Raw genomic sequence first — 23,005 nt, 5'->3', positions numbered from 1 at the left:
GAACAAGGAAACGGGGAATGGCAATGGTCGATGTGACGGTGCGTGGTGCAGGGATTTTCGGCCTATCCATTGCGTGGACCTGCGCCCGACGCGGCGCAAAGGTGCAGGTCGTCGATCCCTTTGGCCCCGGAGCGGGCTCGAGCGGCGGTCTGGTCGGCGCACTTGCCCCGCATGTGCCCGAGAATTGGAACGCCAAAAAAGCTTTCCAGTTCGACAGTCTAATCATGGCGGAGCCGTTCTGGAAACAAGTCGAGGCTACAGGTGGCGTCTCACCCGGATACGCGCGGCTGGGCCGGTTGCAGCCCATACCGGATGCCCGCACGCTGGAGCTTGCCCATGCCCGCGCAACTACGGCGGCTGAGTTGTGGCGAGGGCAGGCTGAATGGCGGGTCGTTGAAACGACCACCGTTGGCGCGTGGTGCCCGCCCAGCCCGACCGGATTTGTCATCCACGACACGCTGAGCGCCCGCATGCATCCCCGCCGCGCCTGTGCCGCGCTGGTCTCGGCCTTAACAGTGATGGGGGTCGAAGTTGTCACTGACGCGCCTGATCGGGGCCCCGTTGTTCACGCGACCGGTTTGGCTGGCCTGCAAGAGTTGAGCGAGGCGTTCGGTAAAACAGTCGGCAATGGCGTCAAAGGACAAGCGGCGCTGCTGCGGTTCGACGCGGGCGAAGTACCGCAGATGTTTGTAGATACTGTTCACATCGTCCCGCATGCAGATGGGACTTTGGCGATCGGTTCGACCTCGGAAAGGGATTACGACGACCCAGCCAGCACCGACGCCGCTTTGGATGATGTGCTGGACAGGGCAATGCAGGCCGTTCCAGTTTTGCACGGTGCGGAGGTCATCGATAGGTGGGCTGGCGTGCGCCCTCGCAGCAAGAGTCGCGCACCGATGTTGGGCGCGCATCCGCTGCATAAGGGACAGTTCATTGCCAACGGAGGCTTCAAGATCGGCTTTGGCATGGCCCCAAAGGTGGCTGAGGTCATGGCCGATCTGGTTTTAGAAGGTAAGGATGTTATCCCTGACGATTTTCAGCCTGAAGCATCACTGTGACTGTGGCACGGCCTCGGCGGACATACATTGGCGACCGTCAGGCCCCCGTACCCACATCGCCTGACCATTCCGGCACAATGTCGCTGTTTCGAAATGCTTCAAAGGTGAGGATGCACGGAAGGAGAATTGCGCCAGCGGCCCCATCAGCTCGACAGCAAACAACATAAGAAGTTGCGCAAGTAACGGTCCATGCACGACCAGTCCATCATACCCTTCAACGTCGCGCGCATAGTCCAGATCGTAGTGAATCCGGTGCCCGTTGAAAGTGAGCGCGGAGTAGCGGAACAGAAGCGTCGAGTCGAAGCTGACCTCTCGCTGGTCTGTTTCGTCTGTTCGGGCCATCGGCGCGACGGGCTTGGCATCGCTTTTCGCAGGATCGAGCCGATAGACCAAATCCTGCCACTCCGTCAGGCAGAGCTTGCCGCCCTGTGAAACCTCGTGCCGCAGAGTGACAAAGCCCAGAGGTCCTGTTCGTCCGGTTTTGGAATTCGCGCTTTCCCGAACAGACCGACGTTCGGCATCAGAACCGGCGATCAGTGGCGCGTGAAACTGCAGCCGCCCCCCGGCCCACATCCGGCGCGGCAACCCCATGTCGGGGATCAGCTCTCCACCAACTTTGGGATGACCGTCACGACCCAGTGCGACGGGTGGTTGTGGCGACCAGAAATACAATTGGTGGAAGAAGGGCGGCAGTTGATCGCCCGCGCCAATCCGTTCGTTGAACCCCAGCGCCGCCTGCAGCGCGGCGGCGCGGGCCGGGTCCATTACATCAGTCTGTTTTTCCTCTGCCATGGCGGCAGATTAGGCAGACGGACTTAAACCGACAAGCGGCGAATCGAACTTAGAAACCGGCCTCCGTCCGCAGTTTCTGCATCAGAGTCCGCAGAGAGCTTTCGTAACGATCGCTCAGCAATTTGCCCTGCTCATCGAACTCGTTCGAGCTGCTGGCCAGATGGATTTCCGGCCCCTGCAGGATACGGGGTTGGAACGGCACCATGTAGCTGCGCAAGATCATCTGTGCCCGCTCCCCGCCTGCGCGACCCGCAGCTGCGGACATCACGGCCACCGGCTTGTCGGCCCAGGGGCGACCTTCAGTTCTGCTGACCCAGTCCAACGCATTCTTCAGAACGCCCGACGGGCCTTTGTTGTATTCGGGGGTCGAAATAACCACGGCATGGGCCTGCGCGATCTGATCTGCCAGTACCTGCACCAGTTCAGGTATGCCTTCGCCGTCTTCCAGATCACCGTCATATAGGGGAAGGTTCAGATCGGCTTCGACAAAGGTTCCAGGCTCAAACAACCGGGCAGCTTCGCGCAGCAGTTTTCGGTTGGTCGCACTTTGACGCAATGAGCCGGACAGGCCAAGCAGGATCGGTTCGGACATATGGGGACTCCGTAACTTGTGTTTCCCCTTAACTAGCCCGAGTTTTTTACGCGCCCAAGACCGGTTGACGCACGGTTAGTGTGCAAAAGGGCACCCTGGGGTGCCCTTTGAAACGTCAGGCGCCGCTACCCGGAACGATCACGATTTCAACACGCCGGTTCTGCGCCTTACCTTCTGGCGTCAAGTTCGAAGCGATGGGCTGATTCTCACCCTGGCCGATTGTCGTGATGCGCCCGCCATTCACGCCATTCGCCTGAAGAATATCCGCCACCGAGAGGGCACGGCGCTCAGACAGGCCCTGATTGTAGGCTGCATCACCGTCGCTGTCGGTGTGGCCTATGATCTGCACGTTCGAGTTGGGATAGTTCACGAGGTTCTGCCCAACGCGCACGAGATCCGCCCTCAAAGGCGGGCGCACGGTCGCGCTGTCGGTGTCAAAGGTGATGTCATTCGGAACCGTGACAATCAGCCGGTCACCGGCATTGACGATGGTGATCCCGTCATTGGCCAGCTGCTGGCGCAGTTCGGCCGCTTGCTTGTCAAGCTGGTTGCCGATCAAACCACCGCCCGCAGCACCGATCGCGCCGCCGGCCACTGCACCCAGAAGCGGGTTCGAATTGTTGGCAATCGCGCCGACACCTGCGCCGACCAGACCGCCCAGAATCGCGCCCTGCTTGGCATTCTGATTGGGATCGGAGGGCAAGCTCAGCGTAGCGGGGTCAGTACAAGCCCCCAAAAACAGGGCCGAGCACAGCCCGGCGGCAAGAACACTCTTGGAAATCGTCATGGAATCACCTTCTGCTCAGGGCCCGTTTACCGGGTCCGCGTTGTTTGGTGCAGTTTATCACGCTGCACCTATGAAGGCTCAAGCAACAATCTGGTGAAATCGGCAATTACCCGCCACTTACTGCGCGTCAGCGGTTTCATTCCAATGGTTCTGTTCCTGCCAGATTGCCCGCAGGGGCTCACCCTGCCCGCAGAAGTGATCTTCGGTCAACTCGCAGGCCCAGATTCTGTCCGTGCGAAAATGGCGAAAACCGTTCCGCAGCTCGCACCAAGCGGCCAGCATGGTGCATTCAATGTGATAGATCAGGGCGACCGGCCTGACGATCCGTTCGCTTCGCTCGCCCCCGGCGTTGACGTAGGTGATACGTATCTTGCGCTCGGCCCGGATCGCCTCGCGATAGTTCACGACCGGCACGCAGCCCTTTGCCGGGTCATCCATCGGGGCACCCCAAGGGGCGACCTGCAGCCAATCGGCGGGCGCACGCAGCGCTTCGATCTTGCGGCACACCCGATCTGCCGCCTGTTGCAGGGTACTGTCACCCGTACGGGCCAGCATCGAGAGACCGACCCATAGTGCCTCAACCTCTTCGGCATCGAAGTTCAGCGGCGGCAGATCGTATCCGCGGCGCATCAGGTACCCGACACCAGCCTCGCCCTCGATCGGGGTCCGCTGGGCCTGCAAAGCGGCGATATCCCGGTAGACGGTCCGTGCCGACACCTCGAGTTTCTCCGCCAACGCCTCGGCCGTGACGGGCGCCTCCGCAGAGCGCAAGATCTGGATGATTTCAAACAGGCGGGTCGAGCGGCGCATTGAGTTCTCCGGCGTGGACTGCTGACACTCTAGCACACCCCCCTGACAGGGTGGTGTCAGGAGTGGTGCGCGATCTTTGGGAAAGAAACCAAAGGAGGTCGACCATGCCAAGCCGCGACAATCACGTAATGATGACCCTGCACCTGGATCGCTGGGCACAGGACCACACCCTGCGCGCCTTCGAGCTTGAGCGCGAAATCATGGCCGCACGGACCCACAAGCCAGTACCCCGAAAACGGACAAAGCGGTTTTCGCTGGGCAACCTGAAGATGCTGTGGACCAGTACAGCCTGAGGTCAGAAATCAGCCGGGGCGCGGAATTTCATCGAAACTCCGCCCTCGGGGCTTTTCAGGCGCAACTCTTCAGAATGCAGCATCAGGCGCGGAAAAGCGCGCGCTTCATCCTCGGCATAGAACGGATCACCTAGAATGGGGTGTCCCAAAGCCTGCATATGAACCCGCAACTGATGTGACCGGCCTGTTTTCGGGAACAACCGGACACGTGTCGTTTCGCCCTCGTATTTGACAACCCGCCAATCGGTGACAGCCGGTTTGCCCGTCTCATGACAGACCATCTGGCGCGGGCGGTTGGGCCAATCCACGATCAACGGCAGATCGACGGTGCCGGTCTTTTGCTCGATCCGTTCCCAGACGCGGGCCACATATGTCTTTCGAGTCTGTCGTTTCTCGAACTGCATGCTCAGATGCCGTTGCGCATGCGGTGTTTGGGCAAATACCATGACACCCGATGTGTCACGGTCCAGCCGATGCACCAGCAACGCTTGCGGAAATGCAGCCTGCACCCGTGTCAGCAGACAGTCAGCCAGATGTTCCCCCTTCCCCGGCACGGACAAAAGGCCCGAAGGCTTGTTCACCACAATCAACTGCGCATCTTCATGCAGCACATCCAGCGGGGTTTTCGGGGGATCATAGGTCTCAGTCATGCGCGCCTGCCTATCGCACGGCGGCGGTTCCCGCAACGTCGGCCTTGCCTGAACGGATCGGTTCAGCAACTCTCGGACCAAAGCGGAGGAAAAACCATGCACCCCACAATCGAGCGCATGCAAGACGTTGTCGCCAAGGGCGAAGAAACCCTGATCCACGAGTTGTTGGCCGAGGATGTGCGGTTTTCCCCGCCTACCTATTACAGCACCTGGACCGGACGCGAACCCGTTGCGGCCGTTTTGGGGCATGTGGGTCAGGTGTTCTCCGAATTCCGCTATCGCCGAGTTATGGGCGAAGGCAAGGATTGGGCTCTTGAGTTTCAATGCAAGGTCGGAGAACTGGACGCGGTCGGCGTCGATCTGATCACCCTGAATGACGACGGCCTGATCCAGGAATTCGAGGTTGTCATGCGTCCATACAAAACCATTGGCGCCCTGCGTGAAGCAATGATGGCGCGGGTGATGACCGACCCGCGGTTTCTCGAATACAAAAATGCACTGAGCTAAACATGGCCGCCCCGATCGCTGCAGATCAGATTCTACGTGTCCCTTTGCTACCGGTTCTGGCGGCACAGGCGGTTTCTGTACGTCGCAACGCGCAGCAATTGCCGGAACCGTCCGGTCCGCGCGAAGGACGGGAGGGTCGCGGCCCTCGGTTGCGCCTGTTGATCGCGGGCGACAGTTCGGCCGCAGGGGTCGGGGCCGGTACGCAACAGCAGGCCCTGTCCGGGTTTCTTGTGGCCCGTCTGGCAAGGCACTACAGCGTCGAATGGCGGCTTGAGGCGACAACGGGGCACACGACGCAGGACACGATTGATCGGTTGGGAAAACTTGAAGGAACGTTTGATGCCGCAGTGACGGCTTTGGGTGTCAACGATGTTACACGCGCTGTGACGCAGCAAAAGTTCACTGCGCAGCAAACCCGTTTGCTTGATCATCTGACGGTCAAACTGGGCGTGCGCCGCGTCGTGGTGACAGCCGTTCCGCAGATGAACCGTTTCCCGGCCTTGCCTCAGCCTCTGGCCTGGGTGCTTGGGCGACAGGCAGCACGGCTGGATAAGGGACTGCAGCAGGCTGTCGAGGCGTTTCCGCAAGCGCGTCACCTGCCGCTGGATCTGCCAGATGATCCCGCGCTGGCTGCCCCTGACGGGTATCACCCCAGCCCCAAAGCCTATCGTCTTTGGGCCGAGGCAGCAGCTGATCTGTTACGTCAGGCCTGACGCCGAATCTGCCGGATCATCGGAATTGTGTAGACGACCAGAGCTGCCCAGATCAACGGGAACGCAATCATGCGGCCTCGGTCGATATGTTCGCCAAAGACTGTGATGGCAGTGATGAAGATCATCGTCGGGGCGATGTATTGCAGAATACCCATCGTCGACAACCGAACCAACTTTGCCCCGTTGGCATAGACCAGCAACGGGACAGCCGTGACCACCCCGGCACAGGCCAGCAGCATGGTGTCTCCAGCCGCCACACCGAAATGACCAGTTCCCTTTGCACCCAACCAGGTCACATAGACCAAAGCGGGGACCAGCAGGATGAGAACCTCAAGCAAAAACCCCTGATTAGGACCAATGGGCAATGAGCGTTTGAAGAAAGCATAAAACCCCCAACTGACCATCAGGCCCAGGGCCGCCCATGGCAGTCTTCCTGCTTCAACGATCAACACCAGCACGCCCAGCGCAGCCAACCCGACCGCAACCATTTGCATCCGGTTCAGGGGTTCCCTCAAAAGGATCGCCCCCAGCGCAATGCTGAACAGCGGATTGATGTAGTACCCCAGCGCTGCATCCAGCGCATTACCACTGGCGATAGCCCAGACATAAATGGCCCAGTTCACGGATATCAAAGCCGCCGTCAAGCAAGCCATACCCAGCATCCGAGGGTTACGTAAAGCGGCCTTCAGGTCCCGCGTCCGCCCCAGCGCAACCAACAACAGTCCGGCCACAGGCACAGACCAGATGATCCGGTGCGCCACGATCTCGACCGGCCCAATATGCGCCATGGCCTTCATATAAAGTGGCAGGAACCCCCACAGAACGTAGGCCGTGACCGCCAAGGCCAGACCCTTTGGCGTGTCCTCATTCCCGCGTGATGTTGTGACGTCGGCCATCCAAAGTCTCCGGCTGATACCGGTTGTCTTTACGGCAGTTCAGACGGGTTTGAAAACTGCGAAATCCGTGAAGGGTTGCATCAAGAAAATTGATATGTTCAACAAAAAGGGGCGCCAAAGCGCCCCGTTTGTTGTATGTCCGCGTTAAACCTTAACGCGTTCCGATTTTGGGTCGTACATCGGTTTGAGCGAGGCTTCGGCTTTGACTTTGACGCCGCAAACATCGATCTCGTAGGTCGAGGCCAGAACGTCCGCCGCCTTTTCGCCTTCGCACGGAACGTAACCGAGACCGATCGCACCGCCCAGCGTGTGGCCATAGTTGCCCGAGGACAGGTATCCCACATACTCACCGTCCCGAATGATGGGCTCGTTGTGGAACAACAGCGGCTCCGGATCGGTCAGCTTGAACTGCACAAGACGGTTATGCGGTCCGCTTTCCTTACGGGCGATCACAGCCTCGCGACCGATGAAGTCGCTGCCTTTGTCGACCTTGACGGCAAAGCCAAGACCGGCGTCGACGACGTGGTCCTCGCAGGTAATGTCATGGCCGAAGTGGCGGAAGCCCTTTTCGATCCGGGCGCTGTCCATCATGTGCATGCCGCACAGCTTCAGCCCCATGTCCTGCCCCGCCTCGTGCAGGGTTTCGAACACGTGACCGGCCATGTCGGACGAGACGTAGATTTCCCAACCAAGCTCACCGACATAGGTCACGCGGTGGGCACGGGCCAGACCCATGCCGATCTCGATCTCCTGAGCAGTGCCAAACGGGTTGGTCGCGTTGGTGAAATCGTTGGGCGAGACTTTTTCAAGCAGCGCACGTGCATTCGGGCCCATCACGGCCAGGACGCCCTCGCCCGCCGTGACATCGGTGATGACGACGTTGAAGTTACCCGCGTGACGCTGCATCCACGACTGATCGGCCAGGCGGGTCGCCGCCGGAGTGACCACCAGATAGGCGGTTTCGGTCAGGCGGGTGACGGTCACGTCAGCCTCGATCCCGCCTGCGCGGTTGAGGAACTGGGTGTAGACAATCTTGCCATTCGGCACCGAATAATCGCCGCCGCCGATATAGTTCATGAACGCTTCGGCATCGGGACCGTCAACGCGGATTTTGCCAAAGGACGACATGTCGTACATACCGACATTTTCGCGAACAGCCTTGTGTTCAGCGGCCGAATTCTCGAACCAGTTCTGGCGTTTCCAGCTGTACTGGTATTCCCGCTCCTGCCCTTCATTCGCAAACCAGTTGGCACGCTCCCAACCCGCCAGTTCGCCCATGACCGCGCCCTGTTCCAGTAGGTGGTGATGGAACGGGGTGCGGCGCACACCGCGGGCGGTGGCTTTTTGGCGATAAGGGAAGTGGTCGGCGTACAGCAGACCCAGCGTCTCTTTCGAGCGTTCGAACAAGTACTTCTTGTTGCCCTGGAACGGCTGCATCCTGCTGATGTCGACATCACCCAGATCGAACGGTTTCTCACCGCTGTCCATCCACTCGGCCAGCGCCATACCGGCCCCACCAGCGGATTGGATACCGATCGAGTTGAAGCCCGCCGCAACCCACACGTTGTCCATCTCCGGCGCGAGACCCAGGTGATAGGCGTCATCTGGGGTAAACGACTCGGGTCCGTTGAAGAAGGTGTGGATACCGGCTTCGGCCAGCATCGGCATACGGTCGACGGCCTTTTCCAGGATCGGCTCGAAGTGGTCGAAATCTTCCTGCAACTGATCGAATTCGAACGAGTCTGGGATACCATCCATCGCCCACGGCTTTGATTCCGGCTCGAACGCGCCCAGCAGGATTTTGCCAGCGTCTTCCTTGTAATACGCATACTCATCCGGCACCCGCAGAACCGGCAGTTGGGTCAAGCCGTCAATATTCTCAGTCACAATATAGAAGTGTTCGCACGCATGCAGCGGAACGTTGGTGCCCGCCATGCGACCCACTTCGTGGCCCCACATACCCGCGCAGTTCACCACCATATCGCATTCGATGTGACCCGACGCGCTGCCGTCGTCGGCGACCCAGTCAACGCCGGTCACTTTGCGGCCCTGCTTAACGATATCGGTGACCTTTACGCGTTCCTTGACGATACCGCCGCGCTGACGCGCGCCCTTGGCCAGCGCTAATGCGATGTTGGCCGGATCACCCTGACCGTCCAGGGGCAGGTAAACAGCCCCTTTGACACCTTCGAGGTTGATGTGGGGATACAGTTCCTGCACGCGCTCGTTCGAGATTTCTTCGACCTCAACACCAAATGCGCGCGCCATGGCAGCTTGACGATAGATCTCTTCTTTACGCTCTTCAGAGAGGGCGACGGTGATCGATCCACAGCGCTTGAAGCCCGTGGCCACGCCGGTTTCTTCCTCGAGCGAGCCATAGAGCTCCTGGCTGTACTTCGCCAGTTTGGTCATGTTCTTGGTTGCGCGCAGCTGGGCGATCAGGCCCGCCGCATGCCAGGTCGTGCCACTGGTCAACTGCTTACGCTCCAGCAGCACCACGTCGTTCCAGCCCTTCTTGGTCAGGTGGTAGGCCACCGAACAACCGATGACACCGCCACCGATGATGACAACACGGGCCTTGTTTGGAAGATCAGCCATTCTGATGACTCCGCATGATTAGATTTCACCCAAAATGACACGAAAGAGCGACGCAGAATGCATGAAAAACGTCAGCTCATTTGCGAAAATCAACGTTGTTTGACCTGCCGTTTTTCCCGTCTGAGCACAAAGGGCGTCACGCCAAAGAAGCTTTTGTAAACAGACGAGAATCCGTTTGGAAATCCGCAGGCCAGACCGATTTCACGAACACTCATTGTCGTATTCAGAAGCAGATTATTGGCTTTGGCCAGTCGCATTTCCCGATAAAAGCCGTTGGGCGTCGTGCCGAAATAGTTTTTGAACTTTCGCTCCAGCGAACGATTCGACAGTTTCAGAACCTCGACGATTTCCTGAATCGGCAACGGATCTTCGATATTGGCCTGCATCAGCTTAATGCATTGGTCCAATTTCGCGTCGCCCGTGGCGGTGGTCTTCGACCCTGAAAAGGGCTGCAACGACGAGAAGTCCCTAATGTTTTCATGCAGCATGATGTCGGCGACGGTCATTCTGGTCGGCCCGGAAATGTGGCGCCCGATTACGGCCAGTGCCACATCGGTTGTCGCCTCCATCCCGGCACAAGTCACCACCGCGCCCTGCTCTGTTGCAATAGACAGCTTGGCCTCGAATTGAGCGCGACGCTCGCGCAGGAAGGACGCATTTTCCCAATGGGTCGACATATCCTCGGTTCCCTGCTCGTCGATATAGCGGCTTGCCGCCTCGGACAGCAAAAAGACCTGCGCGTCGCGGAAGGTGTAATCCGATACCACTCGCCCCAGTGACAAATCGGGGTGATCAGGGTCGGAATTGCCGATGACGAACAGGTAATCCGCCTTGGGTTGCGTCGGAATACGCTCGGTCTGGATCGTGGCGTCACTGCTGCTGCTGATGGGGCCGCCTCTGAGCGAACGGTAAGTGTAGGTGAAAGGAGGGCTTGGGCAAACACGGTTTGCCAGCCTCAAAACCTCGACCAAAGACGCCAGTTCCAGTAGCACATAGCCTGGCGCAACGACGATGTCGAAATGGCGCTGAGCGTTGACCATCGTTTTCCTTGAGGTCGTCGTCATCCTATTCCCTTCAGACGATCCGATGCCCCGCAGCGCGCAGGCTGTTGGCAAGGGCCTCAATGTGATCGGGACCGACTTCGCAGCATCCGCCGACAATCGTCGCCCCCTGTTCGACCCAACCCATGGCATGATCGGCATATTTTTGAGGTCCGAGATCTTGCCGTTGTTCCAAAGCGTCAACGGTGGGCGCGTCTTTCAGAAAGTCCTGGGAAATCTCGGCAAACCCGTTGGCGTAGGCCCCAAAAGGCCGACCCATCGAGGCGAGGATTTCCAAGGCTGCCGGAATAGCTTCGGGTCGCGAGCAGTTTATCAGAACCGCGTCAGGATTGAACCTGTCTACCAGTGGCGCAATATCCGAAAGCGGCTCTCCTGATCGCAGGCGCGTTCCGTCGTCGTCCGTCACCGTAAGTGCAAGCCAGACCGGTTTCCCCGCCTTTGCCGTGCCATGTAGTGCGCCTTCGGCCTCCTGCACGGATGAAACGGTTTCGATCAGAAACAGATCGACGTCATTGGTCATGAGTTGAACGATTTCCGCAAACTTTTCCGCCGCCTGTTGCACATCTGGCTTCAGATCGGGCCGATAAGACGCCAGCAAAGGACCAAGCGCGCCTGCAACACGCCCCGTACCGCCGCCCCTAGCCCGACAAGCCTGCGACACCGCAACACCAATCAGATCAGCCAGTTGATCTTCCATCCCCACGCGTTCCAGCCGCGACCGATGAACAGCGTAGGTGTTCGTCGTCGCGATCGTTGCTCCACGGCGGAAGTAATCGGCGTGAACGTCCCTGACCAGGTCCGGGTAGTCGATCATCACGCGCGTTGACCACAACGGCGTCGCTTTGTCTCCGCTGCGTTTGACCAGTTCCTGCCCGATCGAGCCATCCAGAAGCGTGATATCCGCCATGTGCCAACCTCCTTATGGAATCAGAACGAGTTTCCCCGGCAGCGCCTTGGACTGGAAATCCTCCTGCGCTTTGGCGATGTCTCTTAGTGGATAGGTTTTGGAAACCAAAGGTTTGATACGACCTGCATTCATCAACTCGACAAGGCGACCGAAGACATCAAATGCCTGATGGGTGCAACCATGTATCGTTATGTCGCGCAGGTATATCTCACGCAGGTCCGCTTCAACCATTGGCCCAGCGATTGCGCCCGAGACGGCATAGTGGCCGCCCGGCTTCAGCGCCCGGATCAGGCTCGGCCACGCCGGACCACCAACAACGTCTATAACGATGTCGAACGTGTCTTCCGGCAACGGTGCATCGCGGCCATAGGTTTCTACAGCACCCTGCGCTTTGACCACCTCTGCCTTTGCGGCCCCCGTGACGCCCCGGACCGTGGCGCCGCGTATGGTCGCCAGTTGCACTGCAGCAAGACCCACGCCGCCCGAGGCCCCGGTGATCAGAACCTTTTGCCCGGCGGTTACTCCGGCACGGGTCAGCAGGTTCTCTGCGGTTCCGAATGCACAGGGGATGGCGGCAATCTCAACGTCAGACAGCGGGGAGGCTGAGACGTCGTACAAGTCATCCGCCGAAACCAGACAGTATTGCGCAAAGGCTCCGTCGATTTCCGACCCCAGCGCGATAAAGCCTGTCGGGTTGCCAGGGCGCGGGCGCGGCAAGTTGATAGGACAAGTCACACGCTGCCCAGCCGTAAAGCCGATCTCAGGCCCGACCACTTCGACATAGCCGCACAGATCGCCGCCCTGAATGCGGGGGAATGCAAGTGCGCCGCCCCAGCCGCCAGCATCGACCTCCTGATCGACATCATCCGTGGCACTGGTCACGTCCGAGGAATACCAGCCGACCCGCGTATTGATGTCGGTGTTGTTTACGCCTGCGGCCGCAACCCGAACCAGAACTTGTCCCGGACCGGGTGTTGGCACCGGAATGTCCTCGCGCCATTCCAGCACCTCGGGGCCGCCGTGGCGGGTCAGGTAAACGCCGGACATGGTTGCAGGAACAGTCATCCGTGCCCTTTCAGCGCCGGTCATCCGGGTGGGCTGGAACCGGCCCCATTGGCACAATGTCATAGCGCGCGTTCAGCTCGGCCATCTTCGCCTCATCCGAAAAATCAGCCTCATCCATTGTCGCCAGTTCGGCCAGAAATCCGTCGAACCCCGAAGGCTGGAAAATCATCAGCATTCTGGCAAGGGCACCATCGGCCACACGGCACGCATGTGGCACTCCGGGCGGTACATGCATGGTCGTACCCGGAGTGCACCTGTGCCAGTCGCCATCGACATAGAAATCCACCGCTCCCTCCAAGAAATAGAAGGTCTCGGCATGGCTATCATGGCGATGAAGGCCAAGCGCGAAGCTGGCCTTCAGATTGTCTTCCATGAGCGTGTACGCGCCGTCCGTGTCCTGACCGGAAACCTTCACAAAAGTATGGTCATTTTCCCAGTCATAGTTGGGACCCTCACCGGGTCCCAGTTTGGCGTATCGTTTGCTCATGGCAGTCTCCGCAAGAGGTTAAGCGCGCAACCGCTCGTTCTCGGGATCCCAGAGCGGTTGATCCTGCTCTACCACAGCGCGGCACTTTTGGCCGTAGATTTCGACCTCAAGCTCGGTGCCGGGGTTGGCAAGCTCGGCCTTGATCATGCCCAGCGCGATGGATTTACCGACACGGTAACCCCAGGCGCCCGAAGTGGTTTCGCCCACGATTTGGTCGCCCTGCCAGATGCACGACATGTACGGCGCGTCGCAATCGCCCGCATCAACCGTCAGTGTGACAAAGGCTTTTTTCACGCCCTGCTGCTTTTCGTTCAGAATTGCAGCCTTGCCCGGGAAGTCTTGTGGTTTGTCCAGTTTAACGAACCGCTCCAATCCGCCTTCGAGCAGCGAGTAGTCGGTCGACAGGTCGCCCTTCCATGCGCGGTAACCCTTTTCGATACGCAGCGAGTTCAGGGCGTACATGCCGAACGGTTTGGCCCCGGCATCGATGATCGCGTCATAGATCGCAGGCATATGCTCATTCAGGGCATGAACTTCCCATCCCAGCTCACCAGCGAAGGAGACGCGGATCAGATAGGCAGGCTGGCCTGCAACAGTGGCCGATTGGTGGGTCAACCAACCCGAGGTCAGATCCGCATCCGTCATAGTCGACAGGATATCGCGCGATTTCGGGCCGGTGACGATCAGCGTGTCACGTGTCGTGGTGACGTCCTCAATCGAAACGCTGGCAGGCATCGCGTTCATCAGGATGTCGCGGTCATGCCATTGAGCTGTTGCGGCGGTGATCATGACAAACTCATCCTCACCCAGACGGATGCAAGACATCTCGGTCAGAATGCGACCACGGTCGTCAGAGACGTAGATGAGGTTCATCCGGCCGACCTTTGGCAACCCACCGGTTGCGAGGCCGCGCAGCGCCTCAGCGGCGCCCTCTCCCTTGACCATGAAGCGCGAGAAGCCTGGCAGATCTAGTACGCCACAATGGTCTCGCACGGCCTCGCATTCTTCTTGGATCCGCTGCTCCCACGGGCCGGAGCGACCCCAGGTATGGGTCGCCTCAAGCGACGTGTCATCGCCCGGTTTGGCGAACCAGTTGGCCCGCTCCCATCCGTTATAGGCACCCATCACGCCGCCCAGCGCTTTGACCTTGTCATGCACCGGCGACAGTTTCTTGTCGCGCGCCGCAGGCCATTCGTGATGAGGGAAGTGCATGGCGTATTCATTGCCATAAACCTCCAGACCTTTCTGGTTGCAGTAGTCCTGATCTGTGTAGTCGGTGTAGCGGCGCGGATCGACGGCCCACATATCCCACTCGGTCGCACCATCGACGATCCATTCGGCCAGCACCTTGCCTGCACCACCACCTTGCGCGATGCCGAAGGTGAATGTGTGCGCCTCGAACGCGTTTTTGACGCCCGGCATCGGACCGATCAGCGGCAGACCATCCGGTGCGTAGGGGATCGGGCCGTTGATCACACGACCAACACCCGAAGTTGCCATCAGCGGCACCCGCTCCATTGCGTCGGTCACAATGTCTTCGATTCGATCCAGATCGTCATTCCACAGCTGGAACGAGAAATCGTCGGGCATCGGGTCATCTTCAGTCATCCAATGGCCCTTGCAGTTGGGCTCATACGGGCCGAGGTTGAAGCCGTGCTTCTCCTGACGCAAGTAGTAAGAGATATCCACATCTCGCAGGAGCGGCAGCTTCTTGCCCCCATTTTCCTTGGACCAAGCTTCAACCTCGGGGATTTCATCGGTCAGTAGGTACTGGTGGCTCATGACCATCGCGGGCACCGTGCGGCCGCCGAAAGGCTTGAACCACTCACCCACACGCTGCGCATAGTAACCGGCAGCATTGACCACGTAGTCACAGGCGATATCGCCCTGATCTGTGTGAACGGTCCATGTGCCGTCATCATGCTGGGTGACGCCAGTCGCCGGGCAGAAGCGGATGATCTTCTGGCCCATGTCCCGGGCACCTTTGGCCAATGCCTGTGTCAACTGCGCCGGGTCGATATCGCCGTCGGTCGGGTCATACAGCACACCTTCAAGATCGTGCGTCTCCAGGAATGGATAGCGCTCCTTGGCCTCTTCCGGAGTCCACATCTCCATCGGGATGCCCTGATACAGGCCCATCGACATCGCCCGCTCGAACTCCTGCATCCGCTCTTTGCTGTGCGCCAGACGGATCGAGCCGGACTGGTGATAGTTCATTGGGTAATCAACCTCTTCGCCCAGCCGTGCGTATAACTCGGTCGAATAGCGCTGCATGTTCATGATTGCCCACGAGGTCGAGAAGGTCGGAACGTTACCCGCCGCGTGCCAGGTCGAACCTGCAGTCAGTTCGTTCTTTTCCAGCAGAACGCAGTCGGTCCAGCCTTTCTTGGCCAGATGGTACAGCGAGGAGGCCCCCACTACACCGCCACCGATAATCACCACGCGGGCTTTTGTCGGAAAATCGCTCATTGGTTTTGATCCTTGTTACTGTGCCCTTTGGGGCAGATCGTCCGTGATGTCGTAGTAATCGCCCTTGTCGGCGACAAAGATATGCTTCGAGAGCGTAAGACCCGTGGGTTCGCTGAGCGCGCCCATGGAGATTGAAATCATGTCCTCGTCATTGTGTTGCCAGAAGAGGAATGACCCGCATGTCCGGCAAAAACCGCGGCGAGCGGTATCTGAGGCCCGGAACCAAGTCAGCGTGTCGCTTGCGGTAAAGCTCAGGTTGTCCTGATGAGTCGAGGTTGAAGCCCAGACATGGCCGGACTGTTTGCGGCATTGGCCGCAATGGCAGGCCGAAGGCGGCGACAGCTCTCCGTCAATCGTGAACGCGACCGCGCCGCAGAGGCAAGAACCGTTGTGCATGTGATTACCCCCTCGCTGCTGGCGTGGAGCTGGCACCCAGCAACACGCCATAGATGATAAAACAAGCGGCCATGACGCGGCGCACCCAGGTGTTGAACACCGCACCCAGCGCCGCCTTGCCCATAAGCGCCCCCAGCAGGGTAAAGCCGGTATAGCTGAGCGTGGTGATGATCAGCGCCGTTGGCATGAGGACGACCATCTGCTGCCAGATGGGCACATCCGGCTGTACGAACTGTGAAAAGGCAGCGAGGTATCCTGCCACGCTTTTGGGATTGATCGTCGCGACCGCCAGTGCGTGCAGATAAACATGCCGCGCTGGGCGTTCGCTTGCCGGGGCCGGGCGCGTGGCATTCATCCAGCCGCGGACGCCGATCCAAATCAGGAACCCGGCACCCACCAGTTTCGCGATAAAGAACCCGGTCGGGGATGCAGCGATCAGTGCCGTTACGCCCAGCGCCGACAGGATCAGAAATACGCTGGCCTGTGTAAGGATCGCCAGTACCCCCAGCATCGCTTTGGGAAACGGCAGGCTCATACCGTTTGAAATGCAATTGACCGCATTCGGACCCGGAGTAGTGACGAACACCACCCAGAACAGCGCGAATATGGTCCAGGCCTCAAAACTCATCAGTACACCGGCGGCGCAATGACCCAGATCGCCACGGCGGGCTCATCATAGGGGTTCGCCCACTGATAGGGTTCATGTTTGATCCGAAAACTGTCGCCGGGACCGACCGAAAACTGGCGGCCTCCGATATTCAGTTCCAACCGCCCCGACACCATGTACCCGACCTCCTGTGTCGACCGATTGGCCGGAGTTTGCATTTTCGAACGAGGCTTGAACGTCGAATGCACCATCTCGAAATCATCGGTCAGATCGGGCGACAGCAGCTCTTCGATCAGGCCTTCCTCGCCGGAACCCATCGGACGGCGCGTACCGGCGCGCACCACGTAGCCTTGCTCGTCAGCCGGTGACGAGGAATGGGCGAACAGCATCGACATCGGCACACCCAGACATTCGGCAATTTGGCGAAGGTCCGAAATCGACGGATCGGACATGTCGCGCTCGACCTGGCTGAGCCAGCCAACAGAACGACCCAGACGCGCTGCAATCTCGGTCAGGGTCAGCCCACGCGCTTTGCGCAAAGCCCGAAGGTCGGCTCCGAGAGTGGCGCTATGCGGGGCTTGGCTGTTCATTGAACGCTCCAGGGTTTTCGTGAAATTTTCTCCTCGTTTTTCACGATGCATTGATTCTGTGAAAAAACCAAGGATTTTTTCACTTGGGTACGGCGCTCAGTTTGGCTATCCGTCGGGTATGTGGATTGCGGTGATATATCTATGGATCATTAACGGGCTGACATTGCTTGTTTTTGGCTGGGACAAGCTGCGTGCGGGTCGCCGAAAACGGCGCGTCCCCGAGCGGAAACTGTTGTGGCTTGCTGTGCTGGGCGGCAGTCCCGGCGCGGTTCTGGGACGTTGGATGTTCAGGCACAAAACGCGCAAGCGCCTGTTTTCATATTACCTTTTCGGAATATTAGGGGCCCAATCTGTAGTGGCCTCTGTGCTGGTCACTCAAACCTTGCCCGGCCTCAAGTGACGAGAAATTTCCGCGATAGATAACACACTAACCAAATTGAAAACTGTCTGTTACAATCCGACTTGATCTTAAAGCAAAGATTTCTTTCGCATTAGCAAAGGGTTGTATGACAAATGGACAACGGCATCGGATTCTTCGACATAATGTGGTCGATCTTTTGGTTATTCCTGATGGTGGCCTGGTTCTGGGTGATGATTTCGGTTGTTGCCGATGTCTTTCGCTCAAAAGACCTGAGCGGGGGCGGCAAAGCGGTTTGGATCGCTTTTGTGATTCTGATCCCATGGCTGGGCGTTCTGGCCTATCTGATCCTCCGCGGCGACCGGATGCATCAGCACAATGTCGAGGCCATGGAACAGATCGAAAAGGCGCAAAAGGATTACATCCGATCAGTTGCGACCGTGTCAGCGGCGGACGAGTTGGAACGCCTCGCCGCGCTCAAGGAAAAAGGTGTTTTGACGGACGAAGAGTTTGCGGCGCAAAAAGCCAAACTGCTTGCGTCCTGACCTTTTCGCGTAGTGTTGGAACATTCTGGCCGGGGCATGCCCCGGCCATTTCTATTTCGCAAAAACGCTGGTCAGAATTTCACTTAACTGACCCGCATCTGTTTCAGTGAAGGCATCGGGCTGGTCGCTGTCGATATCGAATACCGCTATGACGTCACCTGCAGCGTTGCGCACAGGCAAAACCAACTCGGACCGTGTGGAGGATGCACAGGCTATATGACCCGGGAAAGCCTCCACATCCGGCACAAGCTGCACCTCACCCGTACGCGCTGCCGCACCGCACACGCCCCGTTCGAACGAGATCACCAGGCAACCGTGCCCGCCCTGATAGGGGCCGATCTTCAACACTCCGGGCTCCGTGACCCGGTAAAAGCCCGTCCAGTCGAACCGGTCGTCGGCGTGGTGCACCTCGCAGGCGATCGTGGCCATCAGGGCCACATCATCGGTTTCCCCCTCGGTCAGGGCCGCAATGGTTTTGGCAAGTGTTTTGTAATCGGCGGTCATGGTCGCACCCTTGGCAAAAGTCTGCGCCGGAGTATTTGGAAAAAGGTGAAGCGTCAAACACGTTCGATGGCGATGGCCGTGCCTTCCCCACCACCGATGCAGATTGCCGCCACACCGCGTTTGAGGTTTCGTTTTTCCAGAGCGTTCAGCAAAGTAACCATGATCCGCGCGCCCGATGCGCCAATCGGGTGTCCCAACGCGCAGGCGCCGCCGTTCACGTTGACGATGTCACGGGGCAAACCCATCTCATGCATGAAGGCCATGGGGACCACTGCGAAGGCTTCGTTGACCTCCCACAGATCGACGTCATCTTTCGACCATCCGATGTTCGCCAGAAGTTTCTGCGCCGCCGGAACAGGTGCCGTCGTGAACAGCCCCGGAGCCTGCGCATGGCTGGCGTGGCCGACGATACGGGCGCGAACGGTCAGGCCTTTTGCTTCGGCCGCGTCCGCAGACGCCAGAACCAAAGCGGCCGCCCCGTCCGAGATTGAAGATGAATTCGCCGCAGTTACCGTGCCATCCTTTCGAAACGCCGGCTTTAGGGTCGGGATTTTTTCCGGCCGGGCCGAAAGCGGCTGTTCGTCCGCAGCCTGAGTAATCTCGCCTTTGCGCGTTCGAACGGTAACCGGAGTGATCTCATCCGCAAAGGCGCCGTTTTCTTGCGCGGCCAGCGCGTTCGAAAGGGACCGAAGCGCGTATTCATCCTGTGCCTCACGCGTGAACTGAAAGGCCTCGGCGCAGTCCTCGGCGAAAGTGCCCATCAGGCGGCCCTTGTCATAGGCATCTTCGAGACCGTCCAGAAACATGTGATCCATTGCTTGCGCATGTCCCAGCCGCGCACCGTCGCGCATTTTGGGCAGCAGGTAGGGCGCGTTCGTCATGCTCTCCATCCCGCCCGCGATCATTGTGTCCGCATGACCCAGAGCGATTTGATCGTAGGCCATCATAGCCGCCTTCATGCCCGATCCGCACATCTTGTTGAGCGTTGTGGCAGGCACCTCTTCGCCCAGACCAGCCGCAAACCCGGCTTGGCGTGCGGGCGCTTGCCCCTGCCCCGCAGGCAGGACACATCCCATCAGGACTTCGTCGACAGTTGTAGCACCTGCTCCCTCTAACGCGGCTTTGATCGCGACTCCGCCCAGATCGACGGCAGCCACCGAGTCGAACATCCCCTGAAATCCTCCCATCGGAGTACGCGCCGCACCGGCGATAACGACTTGTTTCATCTGGATGCTCCTCTTCTTTTCCCAAGAGATGGATACCGAATGGTAAGAATTGCCGTCTAGCGTATTTCTACGAGTGATTTTCAGTTTAGAGAACCGTCGCGCATGGCCCTTTCCAGTACAATTACAAACGCAACCCAAATCATCAAAGTGCATTCCGACCGGATCGATGCCGCTATGGCCATTCAGTTCAAGGAAGACATGCGCCACGAAGCTGAAGGCGGTGCGGAACGCGTGGTGCTGGATCTATCAGGTGTAGAATTCATCGACTCAAGTGGTCTGGGGGCCATCGTTGCCTCGATGAAACAACTTGGCAGTGGCCGAAGGCTTGACCTGGCCGGGCTGCACCCTTTTGTCGAAAAGGTCTTTCGGCTGACCCGCATGGATACGGTTTTCAAACTCTATCCGACTTTGGACGACGCGTTGGCGCCGTCGTCTAAATGAACTCGCTGACTGAATAGGCGCGACGCCCATGTGTAATCGGAACAGCTTGGATCTTAGCTTTGCCGCAACCGAGGCAGAGGCCAGCGCTGGCATTGCCCAACTCAGCAAAGGTTTGGAGGTGCAGGGTTTACCGCCACACAAGGCAGCCGACGTGAAAATCGCCTTGGCCGAGGCCATCAACAATGTGGTGGAACATGCCTATGCGGGTATCACTCCTGCGGAAGTCCAAGTGCATTGCCGGCTGCATCAAAATTGGCTGGACATCCTGATATCCGATACAGGCAATCCGCTGCCTGGGTTTCGCGTGCCTGATGAGGTTCCGGCGCCGCTGGGATCATCGATAGACGAACTGCCCGAAGGCGGGTTTGGCTGGTTCCTGATTCATAAATTAACGAGTGACATACGTTATGAGCGCAGCGACGGCTGTAACCGGTTGTCGCTGCGGTTCGATTTCCCGAGTCTTACGGCATGACCCAAAATGGTCACATTAAGGCCCCGTTCGCACCATTGCCGCGCCGCAAACAACGGGGAAAAAGATATCCGTAGCTCAGATAGCTTCCCTCGGCGCCACGTGTCACAGCCCCCACCCAGTGAACGGCGCCGAGGAACTTCTCCCTGATGTGACTAGACAATCCCTGACCGCGCTATACCTTCGGCGCGTTCAAAAGGGGAGGGCGAAGCTATGCGGGATTTTCACACTCCGGGTCGGTCCGAAGTTCTGGCAACCGAAGGAATGTGCGCCACATCGCATCCTCTGGCCGCACAGGTTGCGTTGAACATTCTTGCTCAAGGCGGAAATGCGATGGACGCGGCGATTGCAGGCGCTGTTCTGCTGGGCATCTGCGAACCTCAGATGACCGGGATCGGCGGCGACTGCTTTGTTTTGTTCAACCGCGCCGGTGAAGACCAAATCCGCGCCCTGAATGGATCTGGCCGCGCTCCAGCGGCCGCAAATCCGGAAGAACTGCGGGCAAAGGGGCTGAACGCTGTCCCCCTGAACACTCCCGATGCGGTGACCATCCCCGGGGCGGTCGATGCGTTTTGCCATTTGGCTGAAACGGAAGGCAAACTGGGTTTGGAGGCTATTTTGCAGCCTGCCATTCACTATGCCGATGTGGGCGTGCCGGTTGCACCCCGGGTCGCGTTCGATTGGAAAATCGGCGCGGAAACGTTGCAGGGCGCAGCCCGCTCGCACTACCTGATCGAAGACATAGCTCCGAACGTCGGGCAGATCTTTCGATCGCCCGGACAGGCCGAAGTCTTGCGGCAGATCGCGCGAAATGGGCGAGACGCGTTTTACTCAGGCGAAATCGCTCAGGACATGGTCGAGGCGTTGGTCGCGATAGGTGGCGTACATACGGCAGAGGATTTTCTGGCCGCCAAGTGCACCGAAACGCAGCCCGTTAGCGGCACCTACAATGGGATCGACCTTGTCGAGCATCCCCCAAATGGTCAGGGCGCCACGGCGATCCTGCTCCTCAACATTCTGAAAAACTTCGACCTTTCCAGCCTTGACCCGCTTGGAGCCGAACTTATTCACCTCGAAGCTGAGGCCTCCAAGCTGGCTTATGACGCACGCAATCGGTTCATTGCTGACCCGGATCATACCACGCACGCTGAAAAATTCCTCGATCAGACGGTGGCGGATAGGCTCGCGGCCTTGATTGACCCCAAACGCGCCATGCCCGCAGCAGCCCCGTTGTCCGAGTCTGTCCACAAGGACACGGTCTATATCACTGTCGTCGACCGGGACCGAATGGCCGTTTCGCTGATTTATTCTATTTTTCACAGCTTTGGCTCTGGCATTGCATCGAAAAAATACGGGATCCTGCTTCAGAACCGGGGCTCGGGCTTCAACCTGCAGCCTGGCCACCCGAATGAGTTGGGACCGGGCAAGCGCCCGATGCACACGATCATTCCCGGACTTCTCAAGCAAGATGGTCGCGTGTTGATGCCATTCGGCGTGATGGGCGGCGCGTTTCAACCGACCGGACACGCGCGCCTGTTGTCCAACCTCACGGATCACGGACTGGGATTGCAAGCCAGCATAGACGCACCTCGGGCCTTCGCCGATGGGGGCGTCCTAAAGCTGGAACGCGGAATTCCGCCCACAACATTGCAACAATTGTCCAATTTAGGCCACAACGTTCAAATCCCGGAAACACCTCTTGGTGGTGCCCAGGCAATCCGAATCCGTAGAGACGGCATTCTGGAGGGGGCCAGTGACCCCCGAAAAGATGGTTGTGCGCTTGGGTACTGACGGCCAAAACGGCGCGTCAAAATAATCAGTTCAAATTAAAGTGAAGCGGGTACGCACCATTCTCGAAAGGACCAAACATGTCAGGAATATCAGGATGCTCAACCGGTTCCCCGGATTGATCTGCAACCAGATTTTGTTCTGAAACATAAGCCACATAGAAGGATTGGTCGTTCTCTGCGAGCAGATGATAAAACGGCTGATCCTTAATGGGGCGGCTGTCCTCGGGAATGGCCTGATACCACTCTTCAGTATTGGAAAATTCAGGATCCACGTCAAAAATCACCCCTCGGAAGGGATGTTTCTTATGGCGGACCACCTGACCCAGGCGGTACTTGGCATGTGTCTTTAACATTTCTCAGCCCCCAGAGATCTTACTACCTCTTTCCGGGCCGA

Annotated in this window: 27 protein-coding genes; 9 read left to right on the top strand and 18 right to left on the bottom strand. The window is 58.7% G+C overall.

Translation table 11 applies throughout. From position 1 onward, the window contains the following. Positions 1-17: 17 nt before the first annotated feature. Positions 18-1,058 (top strand): NAD(P)/FAD-dependent oxidoreductase, encoded by a 1,041-nt coding sequence (locus ACR0J0_RS16220; protein ID WP_480665190.1) that lies wholly within the window; start codon positions 18-20, stop codon positions 1,056-1,058. Here ACR0J0_RS16220 and ACR0J0_RS16215 read toward each other — a convergent pair. The 4 genes from ACR0J0_RS16215 to ACR0J0_RS16200 all read right to left on the bottom strand — a co-directional run bounded on the left by ACR0J0_RS16215 (position 1,050) and on the right by ACR0J0_RS16200 (position 4,039). Continuing rightward, a complete protein-coding gene (locus tag ACR0J0_RS16215) occupies positions 1,050-1,850 on the bottom strand; it encodes an HTD2 family dehydratase (RefSeq protein WP_480665189.1) in 801 nt (266 codons plus the stop codon). The two genes, ACR0J0_RS16220 and ACR0J0_RS16215, sit on opposite strands and share 9 nt — an antisense overlap. Before the next feature lie 49 nt (positions 1,851-1,899). Next, the gene (locus ACR0J0_RS16210; protein ID WP_480665188.1) at positions 1,900-2,442 is read right to left on the bottom strand and encodes an NADPH-dependent FMN reductase; all 543 of its coding nucleotides are present in this window, start codon (positions 2,440-2,442) and stop codon (positions 1,900-1,902) included. Between the two features lie 115 nt (positions 2,443-2,557). Beyond that, complete coding sequence (locus ACR0J0_RS16205) at positions 2,558-3,229, bottom strand: YiaD family glycine zipper/OmpA-like lipoprotein (RefSeq protein WP_480665187.1); 672 nt, start codon at positions 3,227-3,229, stop codon at positions 2,558-2,560. 117 nt (positions 3,230-3,346) lie between these two features. Next, positions 3,347-4,039 carry a helix-turn-helix transcriptional regulator gene (locus ACR0J0_RS16200; RefSeq protein WP_480665186.1) on the bottom strand — a complete coding sequence of 231 codons (693 nt, stop codon included), beginning with the start codon at positions 4,037-4,039 and terminating at the stop codon, positions 3,347-3,349. A gap of 104 nt (positions 4,040-4,143) precedes the next feature. Between ACR0J0_RS16200 and ACR0J0_RS16195 the strand changes: the two genes are divergently transcribed. Next, on the top strand, positions 4,144-4,332 hold the full coding sequence (locus ACR0J0_RS16195) for a hypothetical protein (protein ID WP_480665185.1): 189 nt from the start codon (positions 4,144-4,146) through the stop codon (positions 4,330-4,332). Positions 4,333-4,334: 2 nt separating this feature from the next. Here the strand turns inward: ACR0J0_RS16195 and ACR0J0_RS16190 are convergent, their stop codons facing one another. Continuing rightward, a complete protein-coding gene (locus ACR0J0_RS16190) occupies positions 4,335-4,982 on the bottom strand; it encodes an RluA family pseudouridine synthase (RefSeq protein ID WP_480665184.1) in 648 nt (215 codons plus the stop codon). Between the two features lie 96 nt (positions 4,983-5,078). Here ACR0J0_RS16190 and ACR0J0_RS16185 point away from each other — a divergent pair, with 96 nt between their 5' ends. Together ACR0J0_RS16185 and ACR0J0_RS16180 are read left to right on the top strand one after the other, a co-directional pair. Then, positions 5,079-5,489: a nuclear transport factor 2 family protein gene (locus tag ACR0J0_RS16185; protein WP_480665183.1), complete on the top strand. Its 411-nt coding sequence runs from the start codon at positions 5,079-5,081 to the stop codon at positions 5,487-5,489. A 2-nt stretch (positions 5,490-5,491) separates the two neighbouring features. After that, positions 5,492-6,202, top strand: a complete 711-nt coding sequence (locus ACR0J0_RS16180; RefSeq protein WP_480665182.1) for an SGNH/GDSL hydrolase family protein — start codon at positions 5,492-5,494, stop codon at positions 6,200-6,202. Here ACR0J0_RS16180 and rarD read toward each other — a convergent pair. The 10 genes from rarD to ACR0J0_RS16130 all read right to left on the bottom strand — a co-directional run bounded on the left by rarD (position 6,193) and on the right by ACR0J0_RS16130 (position 17,278). After that, positions 6,193-7,098: an EamA family transporter RarD gene (rarD, locus tag ACR0J0_RS16175; RefSeq protein WP_480665181.1), complete on the bottom strand. Its 906-nt coding sequence runs from the start codon at positions 7,096-7,098 to the stop codon at positions 6,193-6,195. The two genes, ACR0J0_RS16180 and rarD, sit on opposite strands and share 10 nt — an antisense overlap. Positions 7,099-7,242: 144 nt before the next feature. Continuing rightward, a complete protein-coding gene (locus ACR0J0_RS16170; RefSeq protein WP_480665180.1) occupies positions 7,243-9,696 on the bottom strand; it encodes a GcvT family protein in 2,454 nt (817 codons plus the stop codon). Between the two features lie 89 nt (positions 9,697-9,785). Beyond that, entirely contained in the window at positions 9,786-10,760 is a 975-nt protein-coding gene (locus tag ACR0J0_RS16165; protein ID WP_480665179.1) for a GlxA family transcriptional regulator, read from the bottom strand. Between the two features lie 10 nt (positions 10,761-10,770). Further along, positions 10,771-11,664 (bottom strand): homocysteine S-methyltransferase family protein, encoded by an 894-nt coding sequence (locus ACR0J0_RS16160; RefSeq protein WP_480665178.1) that lies wholly within the window; start codon positions 11,662-11,664, stop codon positions 10,771-10,773. 12 nt (positions 11,665-11,676) lie between these two features. Continuing rightward, positions 11,677-12,729, bottom strand: a complete 1,053-nt coding sequence (locus ACR0J0_RS16155) for an alcohol dehydrogenase family protein (protein ID WP_480665177.1) — start codon at positions 12,727-12,729, stop codon at positions 11,677-11,679. A 10-nt stretch (positions 12,730-12,739) separates the two neighbouring features. Next, positions 12,740-13,216, bottom strand: coding sequence for a cupin domain-containing protein (locus ACR0J0_RS16150; RefSeq protein ID WP_480665176.1), 477 nt, complete (start codon positions 13,214-13,216; stop codon positions 12,740-12,742). An 18-nt stretch (positions 13,217-13,234) separates the two neighbouring features. Then, positions 13,235-15,685 (bottom strand): GcvT family protein, encoded by a 2,451-nt coding sequence (locus ACR0J0_RS16145; protein ID WP_480665175.1) that lies wholly within the window; start codon positions 15,683-15,685, stop codon positions 13,235-13,237. A 15-nt stretch (positions 15,686-15,700) separates the two neighbouring features. Then, on the bottom strand, positions 15,701-16,081 hold the full coding sequence (locus ACR0J0_RS16140) for a GFA family protein (protein WP_480665174.1): 381 nt from the start codon (positions 16,079-16,081) through the stop codon (positions 15,701-15,703). A 4-nt stretch (positions 16,082-16,085) separates the two neighbouring features. Beyond that, positions 16,086-16,709 (bottom strand): LysE family translocator, encoded by a 624-nt coding sequence (locus ACR0J0_RS16135; protein ID WP_480665173.1) that lies wholly within the window; start codon positions 16,707-16,709, stop codon positions 16,086-16,088. After that, positions 16,709-17,278, bottom strand: a complete 570-nt coding sequence (locus ACR0J0_RS16130; RefSeq protein ID WP_480665172.1) for a helix-turn-helix domain-containing protein — start codon at positions 17,276-17,278, stop codon at positions 16,709-16,711. Before ACR0J0_RS16130 ends, ACR0J0_RS16135 begins: the two co-directional genes overlap by 1 nt. A 118-nt stretch (positions 17,279-17,396) precedes the next feature. Here ACR0J0_RS16130 and ACR0J0_RS16125 point away from each other — a divergent pair, with 118 nt between their 5' ends. Then, entirely contained in the window at positions 17,397-17,678 is a 282-nt protein-coding gene (locus ACR0J0_RS16125; RefSeq protein ID WP_480665251.1) for a DUF1294 domain-containing protein, read from the top strand. A 113-nt stretch (positions 17,679-17,791) separates the two neighbouring features. After that, a complete protein-coding gene (locus tag ACR0J0_RS16120; protein ID WP_480665171.1) occupies positions 17,792-18,181 on the top strand; it encodes an SHOCT domain-containing protein in 390 nt (129 codons plus the stop codon). A 51-nt stretch (positions 18,182-18,232) separates the two neighbouring features. Here the strand turns inward: ACR0J0_RS16120 and ACR0J0_RS16115 are convergent, their stop codons facing one another. Both ACR0J0_RS16115 and ACR0J0_RS16110 read right to left on the bottom strand, forming a co-directional pair. Continuing rightward, entirely contained in the window at positions 18,233-18,685 is a 453-nt protein-coding gene (locus tag ACR0J0_RS16115; protein WP_480665170.1) for a GAF domain-containing protein, read from the bottom strand. 53 nt (positions 18,686-18,738) lie between these two features. Beyond that, positions 18,739-19,911 (bottom strand): thiolase family protein, encoded by a 1,173-nt coding sequence (locus ACR0J0_RS16110; RefSeq protein WP_480665169.1) that lies wholly within the window; start codon positions 19,909-19,911, stop codon positions 18,739-18,741. 102 nt (positions 19,912-20,013) lie between these two features. Here ACR0J0_RS16110 and ACR0J0_RS16105 point away from each other — a divergent pair, with 102 nt between their 5' ends. The 3 genes from ACR0J0_RS16105 to ACR0J0_RS16095 all read left to right on the top strand — a co-directional run bounded on the left by ACR0J0_RS16105 (position 20,014) and on the right by ACR0J0_RS16095 (position 22,612). Then, positions 20,014-20,352 carry an STAS domain-containing protein gene (locus tag ACR0J0_RS16105; RefSeq protein WP_480665168.1) on the top strand — a complete coding sequence of 113 codons (339 nt, stop codon included), beginning with the start codon at positions 20,014-20,016 and terminating at the stop codon, positions 20,350-20,352. Positions 20,353-20,380: 28 nt separating this feature from the next. Next, positions 20,381-20,824 carry an ATP-binding protein gene (locus ACR0J0_RS16100; RefSeq protein ID WP_480665167.1) on the top strand — a complete coding sequence of 148 codons (444 nt, stop codon included), beginning with the start codon at positions 20,381-20,383 and terminating at the stop codon, positions 20,822-20,824. A gap of 210 nt (positions 20,825-21,034) precedes the next feature. After that, entirely contained in the window at positions 21,035-22,612 is a 1,578-nt protein-coding gene (locus ACR0J0_RS16095; RefSeq protein ID WP_480665166.1) for a gamma-glutamyltransferase family protein, read from the top strand. Between the two features lie 25 nt (positions 22,613-22,637). Here the strand turns inward: ACR0J0_RS16095 and hspQ are convergent, their stop codons facing one another. Continuing rightward, positions 22,638-22,964 (bottom strand): heat shock protein HspQ, encoded by a 327-nt coding sequence (gene hspQ / locus ACR0J0_RS16090; RefSeq protein WP_239340877.1) that lies wholly within the window; start codon positions 22,962-22,964, stop codon positions 22,638-22,640. Positions 22,965-23,005 lie beyond the last annotated feature (41 nt).

The sequence above is a fragment of the Ruegeria sp. BF12 genome, assembly GCF_056538705.1.
This window is presented reverse-complemented; position numbering and strand designations above follow the sequence as displayed.

Bases quoted from the DNA above. Each gene is read 5' to 3' on its own strand.
- ACR0J0_RS16095 (WP_480665166.1), top strand. From the start codon at position 21,035: ATGCGGGATTTTCACACTCCGGGTCGGTCCGAAGTTCTGGCAACCGAA.
- ACR0J0_RS16135 (WP_480665173.1), bottom strand. From the start codon at position 16,709: ATGAGTTTTGAGGCCTGGACCATATTCGCGCTGTTCTGGGTGGTGTTC.
- ACR0J0_RS16190 (WP_480665184.1), bottom strand. From the start codon at position 4,982: ATGACTGAGACCTATGATCCCCCGAAAACCCCGCTGGATGTGCTGCAT.
- ACR0J0_RS16110 (WP_480665169.1), bottom strand. From the start codon at position 19,911: ATGAAACAAGTCGTTATCGCCGGTGCGGCGCGTACTCCGATGGGAGGA.
- ACR0J0_RS16130 (WP_480665172.1), bottom strand. From the start codon at position 17,278: ATGAACAGCCAAGCCCCGCATAGCGCCACTCTCGGAGCCGACCTTCGG.
- ACR0J0_RS16165 (WP_480665179.1), bottom strand. From the start codon at position 10,760: ATGACGACGACCTCAAGGAAAACGATGGTCAACGCTCAGCGCCATTTC.
- ACR0J0_RS16180 (WP_480665182.1), top strand. From the start codon at position 5,492: ATGGCCGCCCCGATCGCTGCAGATCAGATTCTACGTGTCCCTTTGCTA.
- ACR0J0_RS16150 (WP_480665176.1), bottom strand. From the start codon at position 13,216: ATGAGCAAACGATACGCCAAACTGGGACCCGGTGAGGGTCCCAACTAT.
- ACR0J0_RS16140 (WP_480665174.1), bottom strand. From the start codon at position 16,081: ATGCACAACGGTTCTTGCCTCTGCGGCGCGGTCGCGTTCACGATTGAC.
- ACR0J0_RS16210 (WP_480665188.1), bottom strand. From the start codon at position 2,442: ATGTCCGAACCGATCCTGCTTGGCCTGTCCGGCTCATTGCGTCAAAGT.
- ACR0J0_RS16195 (WP_480665185.1), top strand. From the start codon at position 4,144: ATGCCAAGCCGCGACAATCACGTAATGATGACCCTGCACCTGGATCGC.
- ACR0J0_RS16220 (WP_480665190.1), top strand. From the start codon at position 18: ATGGCAATGGTCGATGTGACGGTGCGTGGTGCAGGGATTTTCGGCCTA.
- ACR0J0_RS16145 (WP_480665175.1), bottom strand. From the start codon at position 15,685: ATGAGCGATTTTCCGACAAAAGCCCGCGTGGTGATTATCGGTGGCGGT.
- ACR0J0_RS16170 (WP_480665180.1), bottom strand. From the start codon at position 9,696: ATGGCTGATCTTCCAAACAAGGCCCGTGTTGTCATCATCGGTGGCGGT.
- ACR0J0_RS16100 (WP_480665167.1), top strand. From the start codon at position 20,381: ATGTGTAATCGGAACAGCTTGGATCTTAGCTTTGCCGCAACCGAGGCA.
- ACR0J0_RS16185 (WP_480665183.1), top strand. From the start codon at position 5,079: ATGCACCCCACAATCGAGCGCATGCAAGACGTTGTCGCCAAGGGCGAA.
- ACR0J0_RS16120 (WP_480665171.1), top strand. From the start codon at position 17,792: ATGGACAACGGCATCGGATTCTTCGACATAATGTGGTCGATCTTTTGG.
- ACR0J0_RS16125 (WP_480665251.1), top strand. From the start codon at position 17,397: ATGTGGATTGCGGTGATATATCTATGGATCATTAACGGGCTGACATTG.
- ACR0J0_RS16105 (WP_480665168.1), top strand. From the start codon at position 20,014: ATGGCCCTTTCCAGTACAATTACAAACGCAACCCAAATCATCAAAGTG.
- ACR0J0_RS16200 (WP_480665186.1), bottom strand. From the start codon at position 4,039: ATGCGCCGCTCGACCCGCCTGTTTGAAATCATCCAGATCTTGCGCTCT.
- ACR0J0_RS16215 (WP_480665189.1), bottom strand. From the start codon at position 1,850: ATGGCAGAGGAAAAACAGACTGATGTAATGGACCCGGCCCGCGCCGCC.
- ACR0J0_RS16155 (WP_480665177.1), bottom strand. From the start codon at position 12,729: ATGACTGTTCCTGCAACCATGTCCGGCGTTTACCTGACCCGCCACGGC.
- hspQ (WP_239340877.1), bottom strand. From the start codon at position 22,964: ATGTTAAAGACACATGCCAAGTACCGCCTGGGTCAGGTGGTCCGCCAT.
- ACR0J0_RS16205 (WP_480665187.1), bottom strand. From the start codon at position 3,229: ATGACGATTTCCAAGAGTGTTCTTGCCGCCGGGCTGTGCTCGGCCCTG.
- ACR0J0_RS16160 (WP_480665178.1), bottom strand. From the start codon at position 11,664: ATGGCGGATATCACGCTTCTGGATGGCTCGATCGGGCAGGAACTGGTC.
- ACR0J0_RS16115 (WP_480665170.1), bottom strand. From the start codon at position 18,685: ATGACCGCCGATTACAAAACACTTGCCAAAACCATTGCGGCCCTGACC.
- rarD (WP_480665181.1), bottom strand. From the start codon at position 7,098: ATGGCCGACGTCACAACATCACGCGGGAATGAGGACACGCCAAAGGGT.